Annotated in this window: 15 protein-coding genes and 1 pseudogene; 5 read left to right on the plus strand and 11 right to left on the minus strand. The window is 44.7% G+C overall.

Annotation, left to right across the window (positions count from 1 at the left end):
- Window positions 1-394: 394 nt before the first annotated feature.
- The 6 genes from P2G85_RS20420 to P2G85_RS20445 form a co-directional block, all read right to left on the minus strand.
- Window positions 395-2,281: a methyl-accepting chemotaxis protein gene (locus P2G85_RS20420; protein WP_275865899.1), complete on the minus strand. Its 1,887-nt coding sequence runs from the start codon at window positions 2,279-2,281 to the stop codon at window positions 395-397.
- A gap of 306 nt (window positions 2,282-2,587) precedes the next feature.
- Entirely contained in the window at window positions 2,588-3,343 is a 756-nt protein-coding gene (locus P2G85_RS20425) for an alpha/beta hydrolase (RefSeq protein WP_275865900.1), read from the minus strand.
- Window positions 3,343-3,723 carry a DUF2784 domain-containing protein gene (locus P2G85_RS20430; RefSeq protein ID WP_275865901.1) on the minus strand — a complete coding sequence of 127 codons (381 nt, stop codon included), beginning with the start codon at window positions 3,721-3,723 and terminating at the stop codon, window positions 3,343-3,345. Before P2G85_RS20430 ends, P2G85_RS20425 begins: the two co-directional genes overlap by 1 nt.
- Window positions 3,724-3,891: 168 nt before the next feature.
- Window positions 3,892-4,401 (minus strand): DUF2301 domain-containing membrane protein, encoded by a 510-nt coding sequence (locus P2G85_RS20435; RefSeq protein WP_275865902.1) that lies wholly within the window; start codon window positions 4,399-4,401, stop codon window positions 3,892-3,894.
- 109 nt (window positions 4,402-4,510) lie between these two features.
- Complete coding sequence (locus P2G85_RS20440) at window positions 4,511-5,854, minus strand: nicotinate phosphoribosyltransferase (RefSeq protein WP_275865903.1); 1,344 nt, start codon at window positions 5,852-5,854, stop codon at window positions 4,511-4,513.
- Window positions 5,841-6,446, minus strand: a complete 606-nt coding sequence (locus P2G85_RS20445; protein ID WP_275865904.1) for a nicotinamidase — start codon at window positions 6,444-6,446, stop codon at window positions 5,841-5,843. Before P2G85_RS20445 ends, P2G85_RS20440 begins: the two co-directional genes overlap by 14 nt.
- 445 nt (window positions 6,447-6,891) lie before the next feature.
- On the opposite strand from P2G85_RS20445, the gene P2G85_RS20450 reads away from it, so the two are divergent.
- Complete coding sequence (locus P2G85_RS20450; protein WP_275865905.1) at window positions 6,892-8,142, plus strand: DEAD/DEAH box helicase; 1,251 nt, start codon at window positions 6,892-6,894, stop codon at window positions 8,140-8,142.
- 136 nt (window positions 8,143-8,278) lie between these two features.
- On the opposite strand, the gene P2G85_RS20455 is transcribed toward P2G85_RS20450, so the two are convergent.
- Together P2G85_RS20455 and P2G85_RS20460 are read right to left on the minus strand one after the other, a co-directional pair.
- Window positions 8,279-8,692, minus strand: coding sequence for a VF530 family DNA-binding protein (locus P2G85_RS20455; protein WP_275865906.1), 414 nt, complete (start codon window positions 8,690-8,692; stop codon window positions 8,279-8,281).
- A 58-nt stretch (window positions 8,693-8,750) separates the two neighbouring features.
- Window positions 8,751-8,975: pseudogene (locus P2G85_RS20460) on the minus strand (transposase); the annotation flags it as partial.
- A gap of 441 nt (window positions 8,976-9,416) precedes the next feature.
- On the opposite strand from P2G85_RS20460, the gene hflK reads away from it, so the two are divergent.
- Genes hflK through nhaA form a run of 3 tightly spaced genes read left to right on the plus strand, consistent with a single transcriptional unit; the run spans window position 9,417 to window position 12,786 of the window.
- On the plus strand, window positions 9,417-10,475 hold the full coding sequence (gene hflK / locus P2G85_RS20465) for an FtsH protease activity modulator HflK (RefSeq protein WP_275865907.1): 1,059 nt from the start codon (window positions 9,417-9,419) through the stop codon (window positions 10,473-10,475).
- On the plus strand, window positions 10,472-11,461 hold the full coding sequence (gene hflC / locus P2G85_RS20470; protein ID WP_275865908.1) for a protease modulator HflC: 990 nt from the start codon (window positions 10,472-10,474) through the stop codon (window positions 11,459-11,461). The genes hflK and hflC overlap by 4 nt, the downstream gene beginning before the upstream one ends.
- Entirely contained in the window at window positions 11,458-12,786 is a 1,329-nt protein-coding gene (gene nhaA / locus P2G85_RS20475) for a Na+/H+ antiporter NhaA (RefSeq protein ID WP_275865909.1), read from the plus strand. The genes hflC and nhaA overlap by 4 nt, the downstream gene beginning before the upstream one ends.
- Before the next feature lie 90 nt (window positions 12,787-12,876).
- Here the strand turns inward: nhaA and acnA are convergent, their stop codons facing one another.
- Both acnA and P2G85_RS20485 read right to left on the minus strand, forming a co-directional pair.
- Window positions 12,877-15,600, minus strand: a complete 2,724-nt coding sequence (gene acnA, locus P2G85_RS20480) for an aconitate hydratase AcnA (RefSeq protein WP_275865910.1) — start codon at window positions 15,598-15,600, stop codon at window positions 12,877-12,879.
- A 251-nt stretch (window positions 15,601-15,851) separates the two neighbouring features.
- The gene (locus tag P2G85_RS20485; RefSeq protein WP_275865911.1) at window positions 15,852-16,064 is read right to left on the minus strand and encodes a cold-shock protein; all 213 of its coding nucleotides are present in this window, start codon (window positions 16,062-16,064) and stop codon (window positions 15,852-15,854) included.
- Between the two features lie 521 nt (window positions 16,065-16,585).
- Between P2G85_RS20485 and P2G85_RS20490 the strand changes: the two genes are divergently transcribed.
- Window positions 16,586-16,750 (plus strand): hypothetical protein, encoded by a 165-nt coding sequence (locus P2G85_RS20490; protein WP_275865912.1) that lies wholly within the window; start codon window positions 16,586-16,588, stop codon window positions 16,748-16,750.
- A 225-nt stretch (window positions 16,751-16,975) separates the two neighbouring features.
- On the opposite strand, the gene P2G85_RS20495 is transcribed toward P2G85_RS20490, so the two are convergent.
- Entirely contained in the window at window positions 16,976-17,185 is a 210-nt protein-coding gene (locus P2G85_RS20495) for a hypothetical protein (protein ID WP_275865913.1), read from the minus strand.
- Between the last annotated feature and the right edge of the window lie 607 nt (window positions 17,186-17,792).

Here is a 17,792-nt window from a genome sequence, read left to right on the forward strand (position 1 = left end):
ATAGAGACATTAGAGGATGGGAAATCAATCTGGTCTGAAAAGAATCTAGCCCAGATATAATCTGACAGCCACCGAGTCGAAAAGTGGGTAACTGTCAGATCAGGTCTGAATTAGTACAACTAATACAAGTCACATAATGCCGCCGAGCAAAGCGACTAACTCACGTAGACGCTTCTTGGCGGCATTGTTATTTTTCCTATCCGAATGGATCGACTATTTTCTTCAATGCTAAATTGAAAGTGCCCAGAGGTGTGCCTGATCCGATCTCGGCAAACGTAGCTCAGCCCCATTGTCATTTAGAGCATCAGTTCACGTCTGTAGTTTTAGCATACTTTTTCTAATACCAGATGCTCACCTTCTGACTAAAAATTAAGGAGGCCGAAGCCTCCCTGGATTACTGTAGTTTGAACTTATTAACGACAGCTTTCAGTTGGCTGTTTGCCGCAGCAAGGTTGTTCGTTTCGTCTGTAGCCGCTTCGCCATTGTTGGCTAACACAGTTACAATTTCACGGATTGAGGTCATATTACGAGAGATCTCTTCAGATACACTGTTTTGTTGCTCTGCCGCCGTAGCAATCTGCATATTAAGGTCATTGATACCCGTTACCGCCGTTGCAATTTCATCCAGGCTTGATGAGATCCGTGACGCGTTGTCTGCGGTTTGCTCACAAGAGGTCTTTGTCGCATCCATTGCGTTGATTGCGGTAATCGATCCGTTGCGTAACTTGGTTAGGGTATGTTCAATCTCTGCTGTACTGGCCTGGGTTCTGGCCGCAAGTGCTCTTACCTCATCAGCAACCACTGCAAAGCCCCGGCCTTGTTCACCCGCCCGTGCTGCTTCAATGGCCGCATTCAATGCCAGTAGATTAGTCTGATCAGCGATTTCACCGATAACCTTTAACACATTGGTGATTTCTAATGTGTCATGCTCAATCTCAGCGATGCGTTGTGACGTCGTATCCACATCACTGACTAACTGGGAAACGGTATCTTCCGCTACCTGAACATCCGTCTTAGCGTTACCAACCTGACCGTTAGCCTCAATGGTTGATTGGGATGCCGCAGCAGCATTCTGGGCTACATCGTTAGCTGTAGCACTCATTTCCTCTACCGCAGAAACAATCTGCTCAGTCTCTTTCGTATGCTCTCTCAATACGCCGATGTTATCATCAGTCTGGTTCTTGAGTTGGCCCACGCTCTTAGAGATATGTTCAGAACTTTGGCTAACTTCTATCATCAACTCTTGCAGGTTACCGATAAAGCCGTTGATTCCTCCCGAGATTTGTCCCAGATCATCGGTACTGGTGACTGGAATACGACGAGTCAAATCACCGTTGCCCTTGGATAAGTCGAGCACCATCTCCTTAAGCAGCAGGATAGGGCGGTAAACTACATTCAAAATAAATATGGTCAGTAGTAGCGCGACAGACAGCATTACTACGGAAGTGATAATGCTATCCATTAACGCTTCCTCAACATGCTTATACGCTATGGCTTTATTGATGCCGATAAATAGATGCCACGACTTGCCGTTAACCAGGTTAATTTTTTTGGTAAACGCTAACTTGTCCACTCCGCTGAGGGTGTACTTAACAATGGCCTCGTCATTGTTGAGCATTTCATGATGAACTTCAGGCATGCCATGTTCATTAAAGCGCGTTCCGGGTACCACAACTTTTGAGTTGGACGCCAGAGCTTTGCCTGACTCATCAAGGATGATGGTAACGGATCCTTTGAAGTCTACGCTCTCGACTACTTGGTGAATCATGTCCAGTTCGAGATCGCCCATAACAACAACATCACCCACGTTCCTGGTAATAGAGATAACGTCCTTACCCGTTGTGGCGTCTTTGTAGACGTCGGTTAGCTCGGTTCTGTTGGAGGATTTGGCTTTTGTGTACCAAGGACGATCACGAAAGTCCCATTCCTCCGGTTTGGTAATCCCATCATTGGCGTATGCTACCCCGTTGCTAAAAGCAAATACCGCATATGCCAGTTCATTAGATTGTTTGGTGTATCTGGCCATATCCAGGTAACGGTCTTGTGACAGACCGGGTTGGTAGTTAGCAGCCATAGTTTCAATGCCAGTCACCTTATCCGCCATCCACTTTTCAACTCTGGAAGCTTCATATCTGACAATGGTCGACGAGAGCAAGTCCACGTCGGCAATGGTGTCGCGCTTTAGGTTAGAATAGGAAAGCCAGTTGGCTACCAGTAAACAGGAGGTAACCAGCAATACGGTTGAGAGAATAATGGTCCTCTTAAATCCAAGTGATTTCATTTCAGTTCTGCTTCTTGTCGACAAAATAATAAAAAAAGGCGGGAACAGCCCGCCAAAACATGTAATTCTAATCCGCGCATTATAGGTAAAGCCGCGCAAGTGTACAGTGGTGAAACTGAATAAATACCCACTTTAATAGAGCATTAATTCCAATGTGAGCAAAATAAATACAGTCCGGAAACTGCCGATTGCGTGTGCAGTGAAATGCTAGGCATAGGTTGATAGAGTAAGGTTTGAGAAGCGACAAATTCTGTTTAAGTGTACTCAGAACCGTTACTCTGTTTACAAAAGATGGCAATACTATTCCTAATCCAATGCACGCTTTAGCCCGGACGCATAGGCAGGGAAATCTGAAATAGTATTGTGGCCGGCACCGGTAATGACAAACACCCCCACCAGCTGCTCGCCAAATTCAGCGATAAGCTGGTCGGTTCTGGCCCGTGTGATCACCCGGTCCTGTTCTGCGATGAAGATATATGTCTGAGCGGTAATGTCATTAACCCTATCTGAAGAGCGGTACCTGTCTTTGATCATCCAGGAGACGGGGAACATCCAATAAACATCTTTTGCGATGTTTTCAACGCTATCATATGGCGTTACCAAGATAAGTTTGTCCACTTGCCGGTTAGCCGCTATGTATGTGGCAATACCTGAACCCAGGCTCCGGCCCAGCAAGGATATTGATTCATGGTTATTTTTTACTGACTCAAATATCTGTATAGCATCGCTATATAAAACCTTTTCAGTAGGCGTACCTGAATTATTACCGTAACCCCGGTAAGGGATCAGATAGATGGTATAGTTCGGGATCAACGTCTTGAAGAATGGGATATTGGCTTCGATACTTTCTGCGTTCCCGCCGTAATAGATTAACGCCCTGGGTTGCACTTCATTGAGCATCCATCCGGAAAGCTGCACCCCATCAACAACGAAGCTGGTATTCATCTCGCCGTAAGCCTCGCTGGCAAGCTGGGGAAAGTACAGAAACTGACGTTGCAGGGAATACAACACAAGAGCGAAAAGGGCGTAGCACGCCACTAAGGTCACCAATATAGATTTCATTACCGCCCCCTGTCCTGGCTGTGCCTGTACCAATAATAGACGAGTGCATAAACACCTATATTGATCCCCACTGCTGCAATACCGAGTAAAATCTGCACTTCAAAACGCAACCCAACCGGATAAATAACGGGAATAATATAGTGCTCGACAAATCCTCCCGGATAACCTTCACCACCTGCCGCTTGCCTTAACTGGTTTTCCAGTGGCGTTAACGGGCAGATCCAGCCTTTGAAACTGATCACTGCCACCCATAGTGCTGCGGGGATATGAACAAACAGCATATAGACGCGCCATAGTATCAGCGCGCCTCCGAATAAGGCGAAGATGATAAATAAAAGGTGAAGCATTACGACAAGATCTGCCAGCATTCGATAAATCATGAGCTGTGCCTCCTTCCCCAAGTCAAACATAGCTTATAAAAGTAATAACTGTTATCCGAAGGGCAGGCTTCGTCCGCTAGAGCTGACTTGGTTTTGTACGACGCAGAGCTTTGAACTGTTTTCATTTATCACAAGAATGAATCCGTTTTTATCACTCAGGCGCTTTCGCTAGACGTCATATTTGGTTTTATCACCAATGTCGAAGTGTCTTGGCATTCTCCATTTGTAGATACTCGTAATCAGAAAAAGAACCGCTGATATCGCGGCAAGTACTTTTGCGGCGATATCGGCATCCAACGCCATACAGAGCCACAGCGCCGCCAGAATCAGTGGCTGTAGTTGCAGTCCCGGAACTTTGAAGCAGAAGTACTCTTTATAGCATAGCCCGCCCAGAGTAATAAAAGCACCGCCCATACCTATCTCAGGCAAACCAAACACAAAACATAGCAGACCTGCCCATGTTGCAAACTGGAGTAACAGGCGAAATGGTTTCATATAGATATGCAGTGATGACGCACACATGGCCGCACATAAGAATACAAAGTTTTCTACTGGCAAATCGAGGTTCCAGGGAAGAAGGGCAATCACTGGAAATGCCAGGGTAAAACCTAAACGGTATATGATGACCATAAGGTGATCATATTGATCCATTGGAGATTCAATATGTGGGTCAGCCATTTTGATTCCTTGTCCATTTTTGCTTTGTGAACGACATTTCGGACCCGTTACTTAGCAAACGCGGTTATCCGGGGCCATCTCAGAAGAAATCGCGTATCACTCAATGGTGTTACAGATTAAAACGCCGATCAGTATCAAGCGTGAGTTGTTGCAGTGATTCGGAAACGTTCAGCTCAAAGTCAGCTTGTTCTGACAGGTTGGTTAACTCAGGTGTCAGCATGGATAATTGCTGTTTTACCCGGTTTTGGATCGAACTCAGTGGTTCAGGAGCCGCCAGTCGTTTGCCATTGTGCATAGCTGGCTTGAGTAAACTCTGTCCGTTTTCGTGCTTCTCGGTTGCCGGGCAGAGTAGGTCATGATCCAGTAAGCCGTTATCGTCTAAATACCGGTAAACCTGCTTGCTTCCGGGCCATGTTGCTTTGCCGTGTGAGCGTTTACGCCGCGCTATGTGTGCATATTCCTGTAATTTGTAGGCGCAGTTCAGATAGGGGGCATCTGCTGAGGTGGTCAGGCAGGTACCAACTCCATAACCTATGATGGGGGCCTGTTGTTGTTGCAGACGCGCAATAAGGTATTCGTCAACACTGCTGCTGGCGAAGATCCCGATGTCGCAGTGACCACAATCATCAAGAATGGCTCTGACTTTTATCGCTTCATCACCCAAATCACCACTGTCGATCCTGACGGCTTTTACCCTCTTGCCAGTGGCTTTTAACTGTTCTGCAAGCTGTGCAACCCGTTTTGCTCCCCGGCTGGTATCATACGTATCGATAAGCAATACTAGGTTATCAGGCTGGCTTTGCGCGAAATGAGCAAAGGCTTCAGTTTCCAGGTTGTGTGCCTGGATATAGGAATGTGCCATGGTGCCATAAACGGGGATATCGTAGCGCTGACCCGCCAGAACGTTTGACGTGCCATTGAAACCTGCCAGATAACTGGCTCGTGCCGCCGCGATTCCGGCTTCAGCGCCATGGGCCCGACGCAGGCCAAAGTCGACAAGCAGTTTGTCGCCTGCCGCGAGCCGGCAACGTGCGGCTTTTGAAGCAACCAGGGTAGGGAACTGCAACAGATTAATTAAGCGGGTTTCTATCAACTGGGCTTCTGCAATGGGAGCCGTTATCCGGACAATCGGCTCATTAGCGAAAAACACCGTGCCTTCAGGCATAGCATGAAGCTCACCAGAGAACTTAAATTTTTCCAGGTAATCAATCAGGTTACGGCGAAAATAGCCACTATCGGCCAGGTATTCCAGTTCATCTGAACTGAATCGGGCGTGCTCAAGAAATTCGGTTAACTGCTCCAAACCTGCCGCCACTAAAAAGTTACGTTTTGGCGGCAATTTACGTACGAAAAACTCAAAGACAGCCGTATCGTTCATCCCATGATCAAGATAGCTTTGAATCATGGTGAGTTGATACAGGTCGGTCAGTTGCGGGCTTTCAGATAGTCGCATTGGTCAGCATGTCCTTTTGAATTCCGGTGGCTCCGGCGGCTTTCATCTGATCTATTGCTTTGTCCCCATCGTCAGGGTTCAGGTTTACTGCACGAACCGCATCTTCGAGCAACACGACCTCAAAACCTTGTTTAATCCCGTCAAGAACTGTGTTCAGTACACAGTAATCGGTGGCAAGACCACCAATAAACAAGCGGCGACAGCCCTTTGCGTGTAATTGCTGGGTAAGCGAGGTATCGGTAAAACCAGAGTAGCTGTTAAGCGTCGGCGTATCGTCTTTAGAGATAATGCAGGTACCTTCAGGTAAGTGAAGATCAGATGCAAAAGCGGCCCCGTCACTATTCTGCACGCAGTGCACCGGCCAAATACCGCCGTTTGGTTTAAAGGAACAATGATTTTCGGGGTGCCAGTCTCGAGTCGCGAAAACCGGTAGTTGCTGCTGGCTAAATTGTTTGATGTATGAGTTGAGCACAGGAATAACCTGATCACCATCGGGAACGGCCAGACTGCCGCCAGGAAGAAAGTCATTCTGTACGTCGACCAGAATCAGCGCATCTTGGGCGGTTAACTGAAGTTGTCTATTGGTACTCATAGCTCACTTGTGCATATCGATTTCAGATCATACTGTTAGTCTAGTTGTTAATAGAAGCGCTGACAGGGCTTTTGGTGTGAAACTTGCTCAGGCACATAGGGAAATCAATCACCTTGAATGGTGGCCAGTACTTAGCGGGGTACTCTCATACCTGTAATAGTTCCTCATTGGTTAATGAGTAATAATATTGATACGTTATTGTCCCAAGGCGTGTCAGTGCGATTATTGTTAGCTCGTTTTTGACCCGAAATGAGTTGCGATTGACATCATAGTGAAAAGTAGTGTTCTGATTTTATAAGACATTAACTAATGTCAGGCAAAGGAAGGACAGGACCCCTATAGTTCTCCTCCAGCCAATATTCTGTTTAGTTCATTATCGCTAACATCTTCGCGGCAAATAGCATAAGATACACGGCCTTTACCTAGCACTGAGCCACTCATCGTAATGACAGATAACACACAGCAAGTGACATTTGCCGATCTTGGTTTGATTCCAACCTTAGTCGAGCGACTAGAAGCGTTAGAATATAGCCAACCGACTCCAATTCAATCTCATACCATTCCTGACATACTTGAAGGGCGAGATATTGTTGGTGGTGCCAATACCGGTTCTGGTAAAACCGCCGCTTTTGCGTTGCCAATTCTGCAAAAGATCTACCAGCAAGAGATATCACCTAATCGCCGTGGCAACTTCGTGTCTCATCTGATCTTGGTTCCAACTCGTGAGTTGGCATCACAGGTGGCTTACAATATTAAATCCTACTCGTACCATCTTAGAGATAAGATCAAAACGGTTGCGGTATTTGGTGGCGTATCAGTGAACCCTCAAATGCTGGCTCTTCGTGGTGGTAGTGACGTGATTGTCGCCACTCCGGGCCGCCTACTGGATCTGGTATCCAGTAACGCCATCAAGTTGGACCAAGTAAAAACATTCGTCCTCGATGAAGCCGATCGTATGTTGAGCCTCGGATTTACCGACGAACTCAATAAGATTCTTGCATTACTACCCGAGAAGAAGCAGACACTGCTGTTTTCTGCCACCTTTCCTGAAAAAGTTACGAGCCTGGCTAAGGACTTGCTGCACGATCCCGTTGAAGTCCAATTACAGAGCGCAGAAGCCAGTACGTTGGTGCAGCGTGTATTTAGTGTCAACAAAGGTGAGAAGACCGCGGTACTTGCGCACCTAATCAAACAGCATCAGTGGCGACAGACTTTGATTTTTGTTAATGCCAAGAATGCCTGTAACCACCTGGCTCAAAAACTGTCAAAACGCGGCATTACTGCGGAGGTTTTCCATGGTGACAAGGGGCAAGGCGCTCGTACTCGCGTGCTTGAAGGGTTTAAGTCTGGTGAGATTCAAGTACTTATTGCTACCGATATCGCGGCTCGTGGTCTTGATATAGAAAAACTACCAGTGGTGATTAACTTTGACCTTCCACGTAGCCCTGCTGACTATATGCATCGAATCGGGCGTAGTGGTCGTGCGGGCGAAGTCGGCCTTGGGTTATCGCTTATTGATTACGATGACTACCACCACTTTAAAGTAATAGAGAAGAAGAATAAGTTCCGGCTTGAGCGTGAGCAGGTTGAGGGCTTTGAAGTGGAAGACGATCAAAGCGAAGCCTACTTTGCACCGATGAAACCACGTGCAAAGCCTGCCGGTACGGGTAAAAAGAAGAAAAAGCGCAATCAGTAGAATGTAGTTGGTGGGAGAGAGGGCTAGCGAGTTTGCTTTCTCACTTTAATCGCGTCTTTTATAGTAGTGTAGAGCCTTACTTGAAACGTCAAGTAAGGCACTTTTGTTTTTCAAGAGTCGATTACGCGCTATCGTACTAGCGACGCGTCGAACGTCCGCGAGATGAGCGTTGCTTAAATGCAGATGCCGCTTTAGCCTGCGACTTCAGAATAGAATCAACGGTGAGCGGCATCGGCTCTTTCGGTTCAAGACCATGAGGGAAAGTACGTGCTCGCGGTGGTAAGTTATATTCCTCTGCGCTCGCTCGTGGCATGCGCTTAAAGCGATATAGGTAAAAGTTCTCCAGCTTTTCTCTCGCCCATTCGGTTTTCTTTAAATACTTAACGCTACTCGCAATTGAGGGCTTGGTGTTAAAGCAGTTAAAGCGCATTGCGGTATCTAGAATGTCCCAGCCATAAAAATCCACCAACTCTTGCAACATTGTTTCTAGCTTTAGCCCGTGCAGAGGGTTATTGCGTTGCAGTTCGATTCTTTCTTCGTCAGTCATCATTTTAGGGGTCTCATTCATTAAAGGGCGGAGTTTAGCAAAGTATGCGGTGCAGAGATATCTTCTTCAGCTCTCGTATCCCAATTTGCTCTGGTATCATTGGTGAGGCCTGAGGTGTTACACCATTTCTTTCTTGCTTGAGTTGCCTCACCCACTTGTCCATTGTTGATTTACCAACCCCCATCGCATTTGCTGCTTCAACAACGGTGTAGTTTTGGTCGAGAACAAGTTGCGCTGCTTCGAGTTTAAATTCCGCACTGAAAGTACGTCTGGTACGCTTGGTCATAGTTTCACCTGTCATGCTATGAGGTGCATCTTAACACCTCTAATCAGGTGGCCAAGTTCACTATGCCACTACAGTCATACTTCTCCATGCGGCTCGTTCCGTTGTATAAAAATCACTAAAACTGTCTTTATACGGGAATAAATCACCTATAATAAACAGGTAAATATGTATGCTCTCATAACCACACGTCGCATGACACTTGCGATAAAAAGAGCGTGGTAATTAGGGGTTACTGTAGAACTTTGGATATGAAAGCAAGAAGCCGTACTGTTTATTAATTTCTAGTTATATTAGAAGTTTAAATAGAGTTCCCCTATTCTAAGGCAACACTTAGTAACTAATCGTAAACTCCGGGCAATTTACTCTGGTTGACTAAGCGGTTACTAACGCGTTCAATTTTACATAGGTCAAATTCCTTGCCTATAGCCGGAGGGCATTCTTATGCTCCAAAGCAACAATTCTTCAGGAAACCCCTGGGCCGGAGGACAACAAGACCCTCCACATTTGAATAAAGCTTTTCATACTATTCTTCAGCACTTCAAGAAAATGCTGATAGGTGGCGGACCTTCACGCTTTTTTACTCCATTTATTATTTTATTTTTAGCTCTCATTTTCTGGTCTGCCTTTTATACCGTGCCGAGTGATTCAGTCGCTGTGATACAGCGGTTTGGCAAATATGTACATAGCGTTCCAGCAGGACTTCATCTTAAGATTCCACTTGGTATTGATACGGTAAAAATAGTGCCGGTTAAACGGCAGCTTAAACAAGAGTTTGGTTTTACGACTCCCGGAGCACATGATCCTCATCAAAGTCCGCGGTCTAATGATCGTCGTCAAGAAACACAAATGGTCACTGGTGATTTAAATGCTGCGCTTGTTGAATGGGTAGTGCAATATCGTATTTCCGATCCCATCAACTTTCTGTTCGAAGTCCGAGAGCCTAGTGAAACCCTTCGATATGTTTCTGAATCCGTAATGCGTGAAGTGGTGGGAGATAGGACTGTGGATGAAGTGATCACGATAGGTCGGCAAGAAATTGAGTCTGAAGCTCTCGCAAAAATGCAATCGCTTTCAACGAAATATGCTTTAGGGATCAAGATTGATCAAGTGCAATTAAAAAACATCAATCCTCCGCAACCTGTCCAGGCATCGTTTAACGAAGTGAACCAAGCCCAACAGGAGAAAGAAAAGCTCATTAATGAAGCTCGTCGCGATTACAACAAAGTGATCCCTTTAGCTTTAGGAGAAAAAGATCAACGGATCAGAGAGGCTGATGGTTATCGCTTAAAACGGATTAATGAGGCTGAAGGGGATACAGCTCGCTTCAATGCATTACTGTTCGAATACGTTAAAGCGCCGGAAGTGACTAAACGAAGAATCTATCTAGAAACAATGCAAGCTGTATTACCGAATATTCGTGCCAAAATTATCATTGATGAGCGAGCAAACAATATTTTACCTTTGCTCAATCTCAACGAGACGCAAGGAGATGCACAATGAAACCGACTAAAATAGGGGTCATAATCGCCTTGATTTTAGGTGTCTCTCTTAGCATATACAACGCACTTTACACGGTGAGTGAAGTACAACAGGTCATTATTACCCAGTTTGGGAAACCGATAGGCGAACCTGTTGTTGATGCCGGGTTGAAGATAAAAATACCGTTTATTCAAGAAACTAACACAATAGACAAACGAGTGCTGGAGTGGGATGGCAACCCTTCCGACATGCCAACAAAAGATAAGCTGTATATCTCTGTTGATTTATTTGCTCGGTGGCGAATTACCGACCCACTTCAATACTTTTTACGCCTCAAAGATGAACGCAGTGCCCAATCTCGGCTTGATGATATTTTAGGGAGTGAGACGCGAAATGCTGTGGCAAAACATGAATTGATCGAAATAATTCGTACAAATAAAAATCGAAAACCGTTACGAGATTCCTTATTAAGTGATGCTGAAGGCGAATTGAAAATTGGCTCCCTCGTGCCTATTCAAAAAGGTCGTCAATTAGTCGAGCAAGAAATATTCTCTGCAGCATCAGAAAAAATAAAAATCTTTGGTATTGAGTTACTCGATATTCGCTTTAAACGTATTAATTATAATGAAAGTGTTCGCCCTAAAATTTACGAGCGAATGATTAGTGAACGTCGGCAAATTGCGGAACGTTTTTTATCCGAAGGGAATGGTGAGGCTGCGAGGATTCGTGGCGACCGAATTAGAGATTTAAATAAAATTCAGTCCGAGGCCTATCGTGAAGTTGAAGAGATTCGCGGGCAAGCCGATGCCAAAGCTGCCGAGATTTACTCGCTAGCCTACAATAAAAGCCCTGAAGCGAGACATCTCTATGAGTTTACACGAACGATGCAGGCTTACTCGACCGTCATTTCAGAAAACACAACGCTTGTTTTATCTACGCATAGCGATTTATTCAAGTTTTTGAATAACATCGAAGGAAACTTAAATACCACAGTCGACAAGCAATGAGCAAACGAAAACAAACAACTATCAATCTGACTCAACTACCAAGAGAATATATTGATTGGCTTTCTCAGCCTGTAACCCGTTTTACACATATTGAATCTGCTTCGGGCGTTGTGCTGTTTATTTCCACGTTGCTTGCTGTTGTGCTCGCCAACTCGAGTTTAGGAGAGGCGTTTTCTCAATTCTGGCAGATTCCGTTGGGAATTACTGTCGGGGATTATTTGTTTGAGCGTTCAATACACACATGGATCAATGATGCCGGAATGACCTTGTTCTTCTTTCTCATTGCATTGGAACTCAAGCGCGAATTGATGTTAGGTGAACTCCGTAATCCTAAATTAGCCATCCTTTCTATTGCTGCCGCCCTAGGCGGTATGCTGATTCCCTCTTTTTTCTATTTGCTTTTACAATTTGGTGAGCCCGGGCAGCGTGGTTGGGGCACGGTCATGGCAACGGACACCGCATTTGTGATCGGATGTTTAGCTCTGTTAGGACAAAGGATTCCAAATAGCTTACGCATATTCATGTTATCAATGGCTGTGGTGGATGATATCGGTGCTATCATTGTTGTTGCTATTGGTTACGGTAGTGAGATCGATTGGTTAGCTATCATTTGTGCATTGATAGGCTTTGCTGTTATTCGAATCCTAGGTTTTTTAGGGATTCGCAGCCTTGTCCTTTTTTCTGTTGTGGGGGGAGTGACCTGGCTAGCTGTTGATATGTCTGGCATACATCCAACGATTACTGGTGTCGTTATTGGACTATTAACACCAACGAGTAAGTGGATGAGCAAACAACATCTTTCCATTATTATCGATACTGTGATGAAATCTTCTACTAGGAAGCAGTGGAGTGGCGATACCGCAGAAGGAGTAGCTTTGCGGACTGCTGCAGCTGCAGCTCGTGAAACACTCTCACCGGTTGAGCGTTTAGAAATGTTACTTCATCCTTGGGTCGGGTTTATTGTCCTGCCGCTGTTTGCCTTAGCCAATGCGGGGGTTTCGTTAACAGGAGCAAATCTAACGTCTCCAATTTCTCTCGCCGTGTTTTTGGGTTTTGTTTTTGGAAAGCCGATAGGTATTGTGTTGTTCAGCTGGATTTCAATAAGACTCGGTTTGGCGATACTGCCAGAAAACCTCAATTGGGGAATGCTCTTGGGGAGCGGGATGTTGGCCGGTATTGGTTTTACGATGGCATTGTTCATAGCGGAGTTGGCTTATAGTCCTGACCAAATTAATGCTGCAAAACTTGGGATTTTCTCAGCTTCCATCTGTTCAGCCTTACTCGGTCTCATTTTTTTACGGTATTTTTCTGTGAAAAAAAACTGAAAAATATCTGAAATGGATAGGTCGTCGGCAGTCTGCGGTGATCAACTACCGCAGAAGCCGCTACCCCGTCACTTGAGAGATGAGGTTTCACTATGGCATGTTAGGTATATTCAATTTTAGTTGCTTTAGAACATACTGAAGAATGCCTCCCGAGTTGAAATAATCTAGCTCCTTCGGGTTGTCGATACGAGCAATAACGGGAATGGAATGTTCCGAACCTTCAGCGGTTACGACGATAATATTCATCTCGAGTAAGGGCTTAAGAGGTTCATTTGGAGCGATAAAAACCGTCTCATTACCTTCCAGAGTTAGTGAATTTAATTCCTCTGGTCGCATCAGTTGAAGAGGCAATACGCCCATACCGACTAGATTACTACGATGAATCCGTTCAAACGATTCTGCGATGACTGCTTTTATATTCAATAAAAGACATCCTTTGGCAGCCCAGTCGCGACTAGAGCCTGAACCATAGTCTTTGCCAGCAAATATTACCAACGGAACGTTAAGTTCGATTGATCGCTTGCTCGCGTCGAAAATAGGAATGATGGGAGGCGCTTTCTCAGTGGTTGACATGTTACAGTCATCCAGTTTGGTATCGCCGTAACATCGTGTCACACCGCCTATAGTCGGGGAGGCGATTTTGTTTTCCAAACGTACATTTGAAAAAGTCCCACGAACCATGATGTGATGATTTCCTCGGCGTGAACCATAGCTATTGAACTCTTCGGGTGTGATGTTTTTTGAAAGTAGATATTGACCCGCCGGACTATTTTCTGAAATTCGGCCTGCTGGTGAAATATGGTCGGTCGTAATTGAATCCCCCAAAATGGCTAATACACGCGCTGATTCAACAGGAAAAGTCGGCGGTGGTATTTCCAAAAACGGAGGGCGTTGTATGTAAGTGGAGTCTTCGTCCCACGGGTAGCAGGGGCTGTCTTTCATTGACAATTTTTCCCACTCTTCATCACCTTCAGTAATGTCGCTGTAGCTCAATCTAAAGTGGCTCTCATGGACTTGATTTAGCATTTCATTCAGCATGGCTTGGCTTGGCCACAGATCTCTTAGATAGACGGGCTCGTTGTTACCATTGATCGAAATTGGGTCTTTTTCTAAGTCAATACAGGTCGTACCCGCTAACGCAAATGCGACGACTAATGGTGGCGAGGCAAGCCAGTTTAGGCTAACTGAGGGGTGTACTCTACCTTCAAAATTTCGATTACCTGATAATACCGCCGACACATTCAGGTTGTTTTCTGAGATCTCGGTTTCAAGATTGTTTTTCAATGGACCGGAGTTACCAATGCATGTTGTGCAACCGTATCCAACTCGATGAAATCCCAATAGGTCGAGGTAGTCTTGCAAACCCGTATCATTGAGATATCGAGCGACAGCTAATGATCCGGGGGCGAGAGAAGTTTTGACGTAGCTAGGAACGGTTAACCCTTTTTTAACTGCTGCCTTAGCCACCAAACCCGCAGTCAGCATAACTGCGGGGTTTGATGTGTTAGTGCATGAGGTGATGGCTGCAATGATGACATCCCCATGGTTTAAGGGTCTGGATGAGCCTGGCTGGTCTGAGTTTGAGGCACCTTCAATAGCACATTGGTCAAGAGTCGCTTGCTTTATGGCACTGATGTTAAGTCTATCTTGAGGTCGTTTGGGCCCTGCTATTGAGGTAACGATAGCAGATAAATCCACTACAACATTTTCGTCATACTCTGGTGAAGGGCTGTTTGTATCCCACCATAGCTCTTGCTCTAGAGCGTAAGCCCGAACTCTATCAACTAGTGAAGAAGGGCGGTTTGTCAGGGTTAAATAGGCGATAGTATTTTCGTCAATTGGGAAAAATCCGCAAGTGGCGCCATACTCTGGTGCCATATTGGCAAGCGTTGCTCGGTCTGCCACAGATAGAGTGGCTAAACCGTCACCATAGTACTCAACGAACTTACCGACCACGCCATGAGACCTTAACCTTTCTGTAATCGTCAAAACCAAATCGGTCGCAGTCACACCGGGACGCAATTGCCTATCAAGACGCACGCCGACAACTCGTGGGATAGCGATATTAAGTGGCTGGCCAAGCATTGCGGCTTCGGCTTCTATGCCTCCCACTCCCCAACCCAACACGCCTAACCCGTTTACCATAGTGGTGTGGCTGTCGGTTCCTATAACCGTATCTGGTGTTAACACTCTTTTTTCGTCTTTGCGCACAACTTGAGATAGATACTCTAGATTAACCTGATGGCATATCCCCTTACCGGGGGGGATCACTGTCAAATTACGGAAGTTTTTTTGGGCCCACTTTAGGAATGTATAGCGCTCTCTATTTCGTGCCATTTCATATACACGATTTGTGTGTATCGAGGATTCTGATCCTGACTGATCAACAATTAGCGAATGGTCTATGACAAGATCTACTGGGCATTTGGGGGTAACATAGCTCGGGTCTCCTCCGTCTTGGGCTATAGCATCTCGTATCGCGGCTAAGTCGACCAAAGCAGGTATCCCGGTATAGTCCTGCATCAGCACTCTACTAGGATAGAAACTAAATTCTGATGAGTTACCATCGCTCTCGGAATCGGAAGACGTATTTTTAAAGAACAATGCTTCAATAATCCGAGATGACTCTTTTAAATCAGAGGTTTGCCGCATTACATTTTCAATAAGCACGCGCTTAGTAAAAGGGACTTTCGACAGGCTGGCTTGATACTCTTGGGCAAGTTTTTTTAATGACCAGTATTTATATTCGATGCCTTTTACATTCAGTGTTTTTTGATATGTTTGGCGCCATATTTTTTCGTTGGTAGGTATCATGATTTGTTTCCTTTCAATGATGGTTGACCTTTATAAAGGGAACCTCCTTGTCATAGAGTTGTTTTCTGGGACATTGTTATATTTCCCATATCCAAATAGCTTTAATCAGCTGAAAATCTGTAACCTGAAAGGATCAGAGTTAAAAGGCTTAAATGAAGAAAGAAGTTGGAATGGATTTTTGCCATCACACAACAATTAGACTCATTAAAAAAAGAAGGTAAAGCTTGTGCTTGCTAAGCGTTCAAGCGTACCTAGATGAGAGTCACATTTGTTGCTTGTGGGCCTTTATCACCAGGTTCAACTTCAAAACTTACTTTTTGGCCTTCCGACAGGGTCTTAAACCCATCAGAGGAAATCGAACGGAAATGGACAAAAATGTCCTCGCCATCACTATCTTTGGTGATAAAACCAAAGCCTTTAGTTTCGTTGAACCATTTTACTGATCCAGTTACTCTGTCAGACATATATACCTCGACTAATCTTATAGGGTAAAGCTCTGATAACTAGAGCTATTTCATAGTCACTCAAGAGGGCTATCGCAGAAGCTAAACGAAAAATTTCGAAAATAACTGTGAAAGAAAGCTTGTTTCATAATGAAAAAAATAACTCAAATTGGCGGAGCTACTTTAAGTATAAGCCTTAAATTGAAAATAGTTAGTTTAGTCTTCGGTCGTATTTTAATTTAGTTGTAAGGTTATGATTTTAAAAATATCAGTAAGTTTCTAACGCGTTAGTTAACAAAAAACGACTTCATACATCGTAGCATCTAGATAGATATTGATTTTATGTCGACTGTGGGCAAGTAGCCGAAGTTGCAACGAGCTGGTATTTGCGGTACTTTCAATAATTAGCAATTTACTAATTTAACTAGTGCTGTTACTCACTTTTTTCTATTTTATGCTGACTTATGTAGTATCATTGTCGCTTTCACAGCCAACATGGACGCGGTGTGAAATTCAGTTAACCATCAAAAATAGGATGATATGTGAGCAAGTTACCTAAATCGACACAAAAGCAGAAACAATTTGGTATTAATCCGAAAGGAAAAGGGATTAAGCGGATACCGGAAGAGTTGAAAACAATGGATGTTCGCAAACGAATAGAAGAGATTGAGGAACAAAAAAAGTGGGATAAGGAATGGGGTTTGTGAGCTCAAGAAACCTCTCTGAACTTATCAATACGACACTCCTAATATACTCTGGAAAACTGAGTAACTTGGACAGAGACATGCTTGCAGGTTTACTAGATCAACTTAACCGTGAACAAGCTTTGTCAGACAAACAAATTAAACTGTGTCAAAGGTTACTACGAAAAACTAATCAAGCCTGTGTATTTATTTACGACACTCCAAACGAACCATGATTGCTAGGCAACGTCAGCATTCGATGTTATCAACCCAGCCTTCATCAAACGTCAATCGACTCAGTACTTGGTCCATTAAATCTTTGATTTCAATTTGTTTAGTACCCTCTGGCGCATGATGCTCTGCTGAGCGCTTAGCGTTCGTTAGGCTTTTCATGAAGATAGCTTCACTATCCATTACGGCGTGTTTCGCGTTGAAGTAAGTGACCTGGTAGGTCGGCATAGTATTATTCCTTCTGTGGAGGCATGATGATGTGATGTTTTCAATATAGCACTTTTTCAGTTCCAGCGTTCGAACTGACTTGGCTTTCTAGGCTAAAATTGACTAGGCAATCCACTGATTATCAAGGAATATGAACGCAAAGCGTACATCGTATAATGGCTATTACCTCAGCCTTCCAAGATGATGATACGGGGTGATTCCCGCTGTACGCTCCAAATCCACAAACCTACGCGCACTATGATTGATATTTTTCATCGCCCACCATTGTTTAAGCAACTTAACGCCGCTCCCGCCATGATATGATGTCCACCCCATACGTGTCGTGGGTGCTGACGATGTTTAGAGATTATCTATTGAAGAGCACGGTCTTTCTATGGGTAAATATTGAGCATACCTTGAGGGGGTGATAACCAAAATACATCGTGCAACACGCATACTTTTTCTAATACGCAATAGTCTAAATAGAGTAAATCGCCTAACCAACTTTTGTCGGGTGGACGACACTTGTTACCAAGTGCCGTCTCCCTAAGAACCCAGCGTGCAACTTTCACTGCACTAGGCTCAAGCCTCCACAAAGGCATCGTTTGATACCCAGCAACTTATAAAG

The organism is Vibrio sp. CAU 1672 (genome assembly GCF_029223195.1).
Lineage (GTDB): Bacteria > Pseudomonadota > Gammaproteobacteria > Enterobacterales > Vibrionaceae > Vibrio.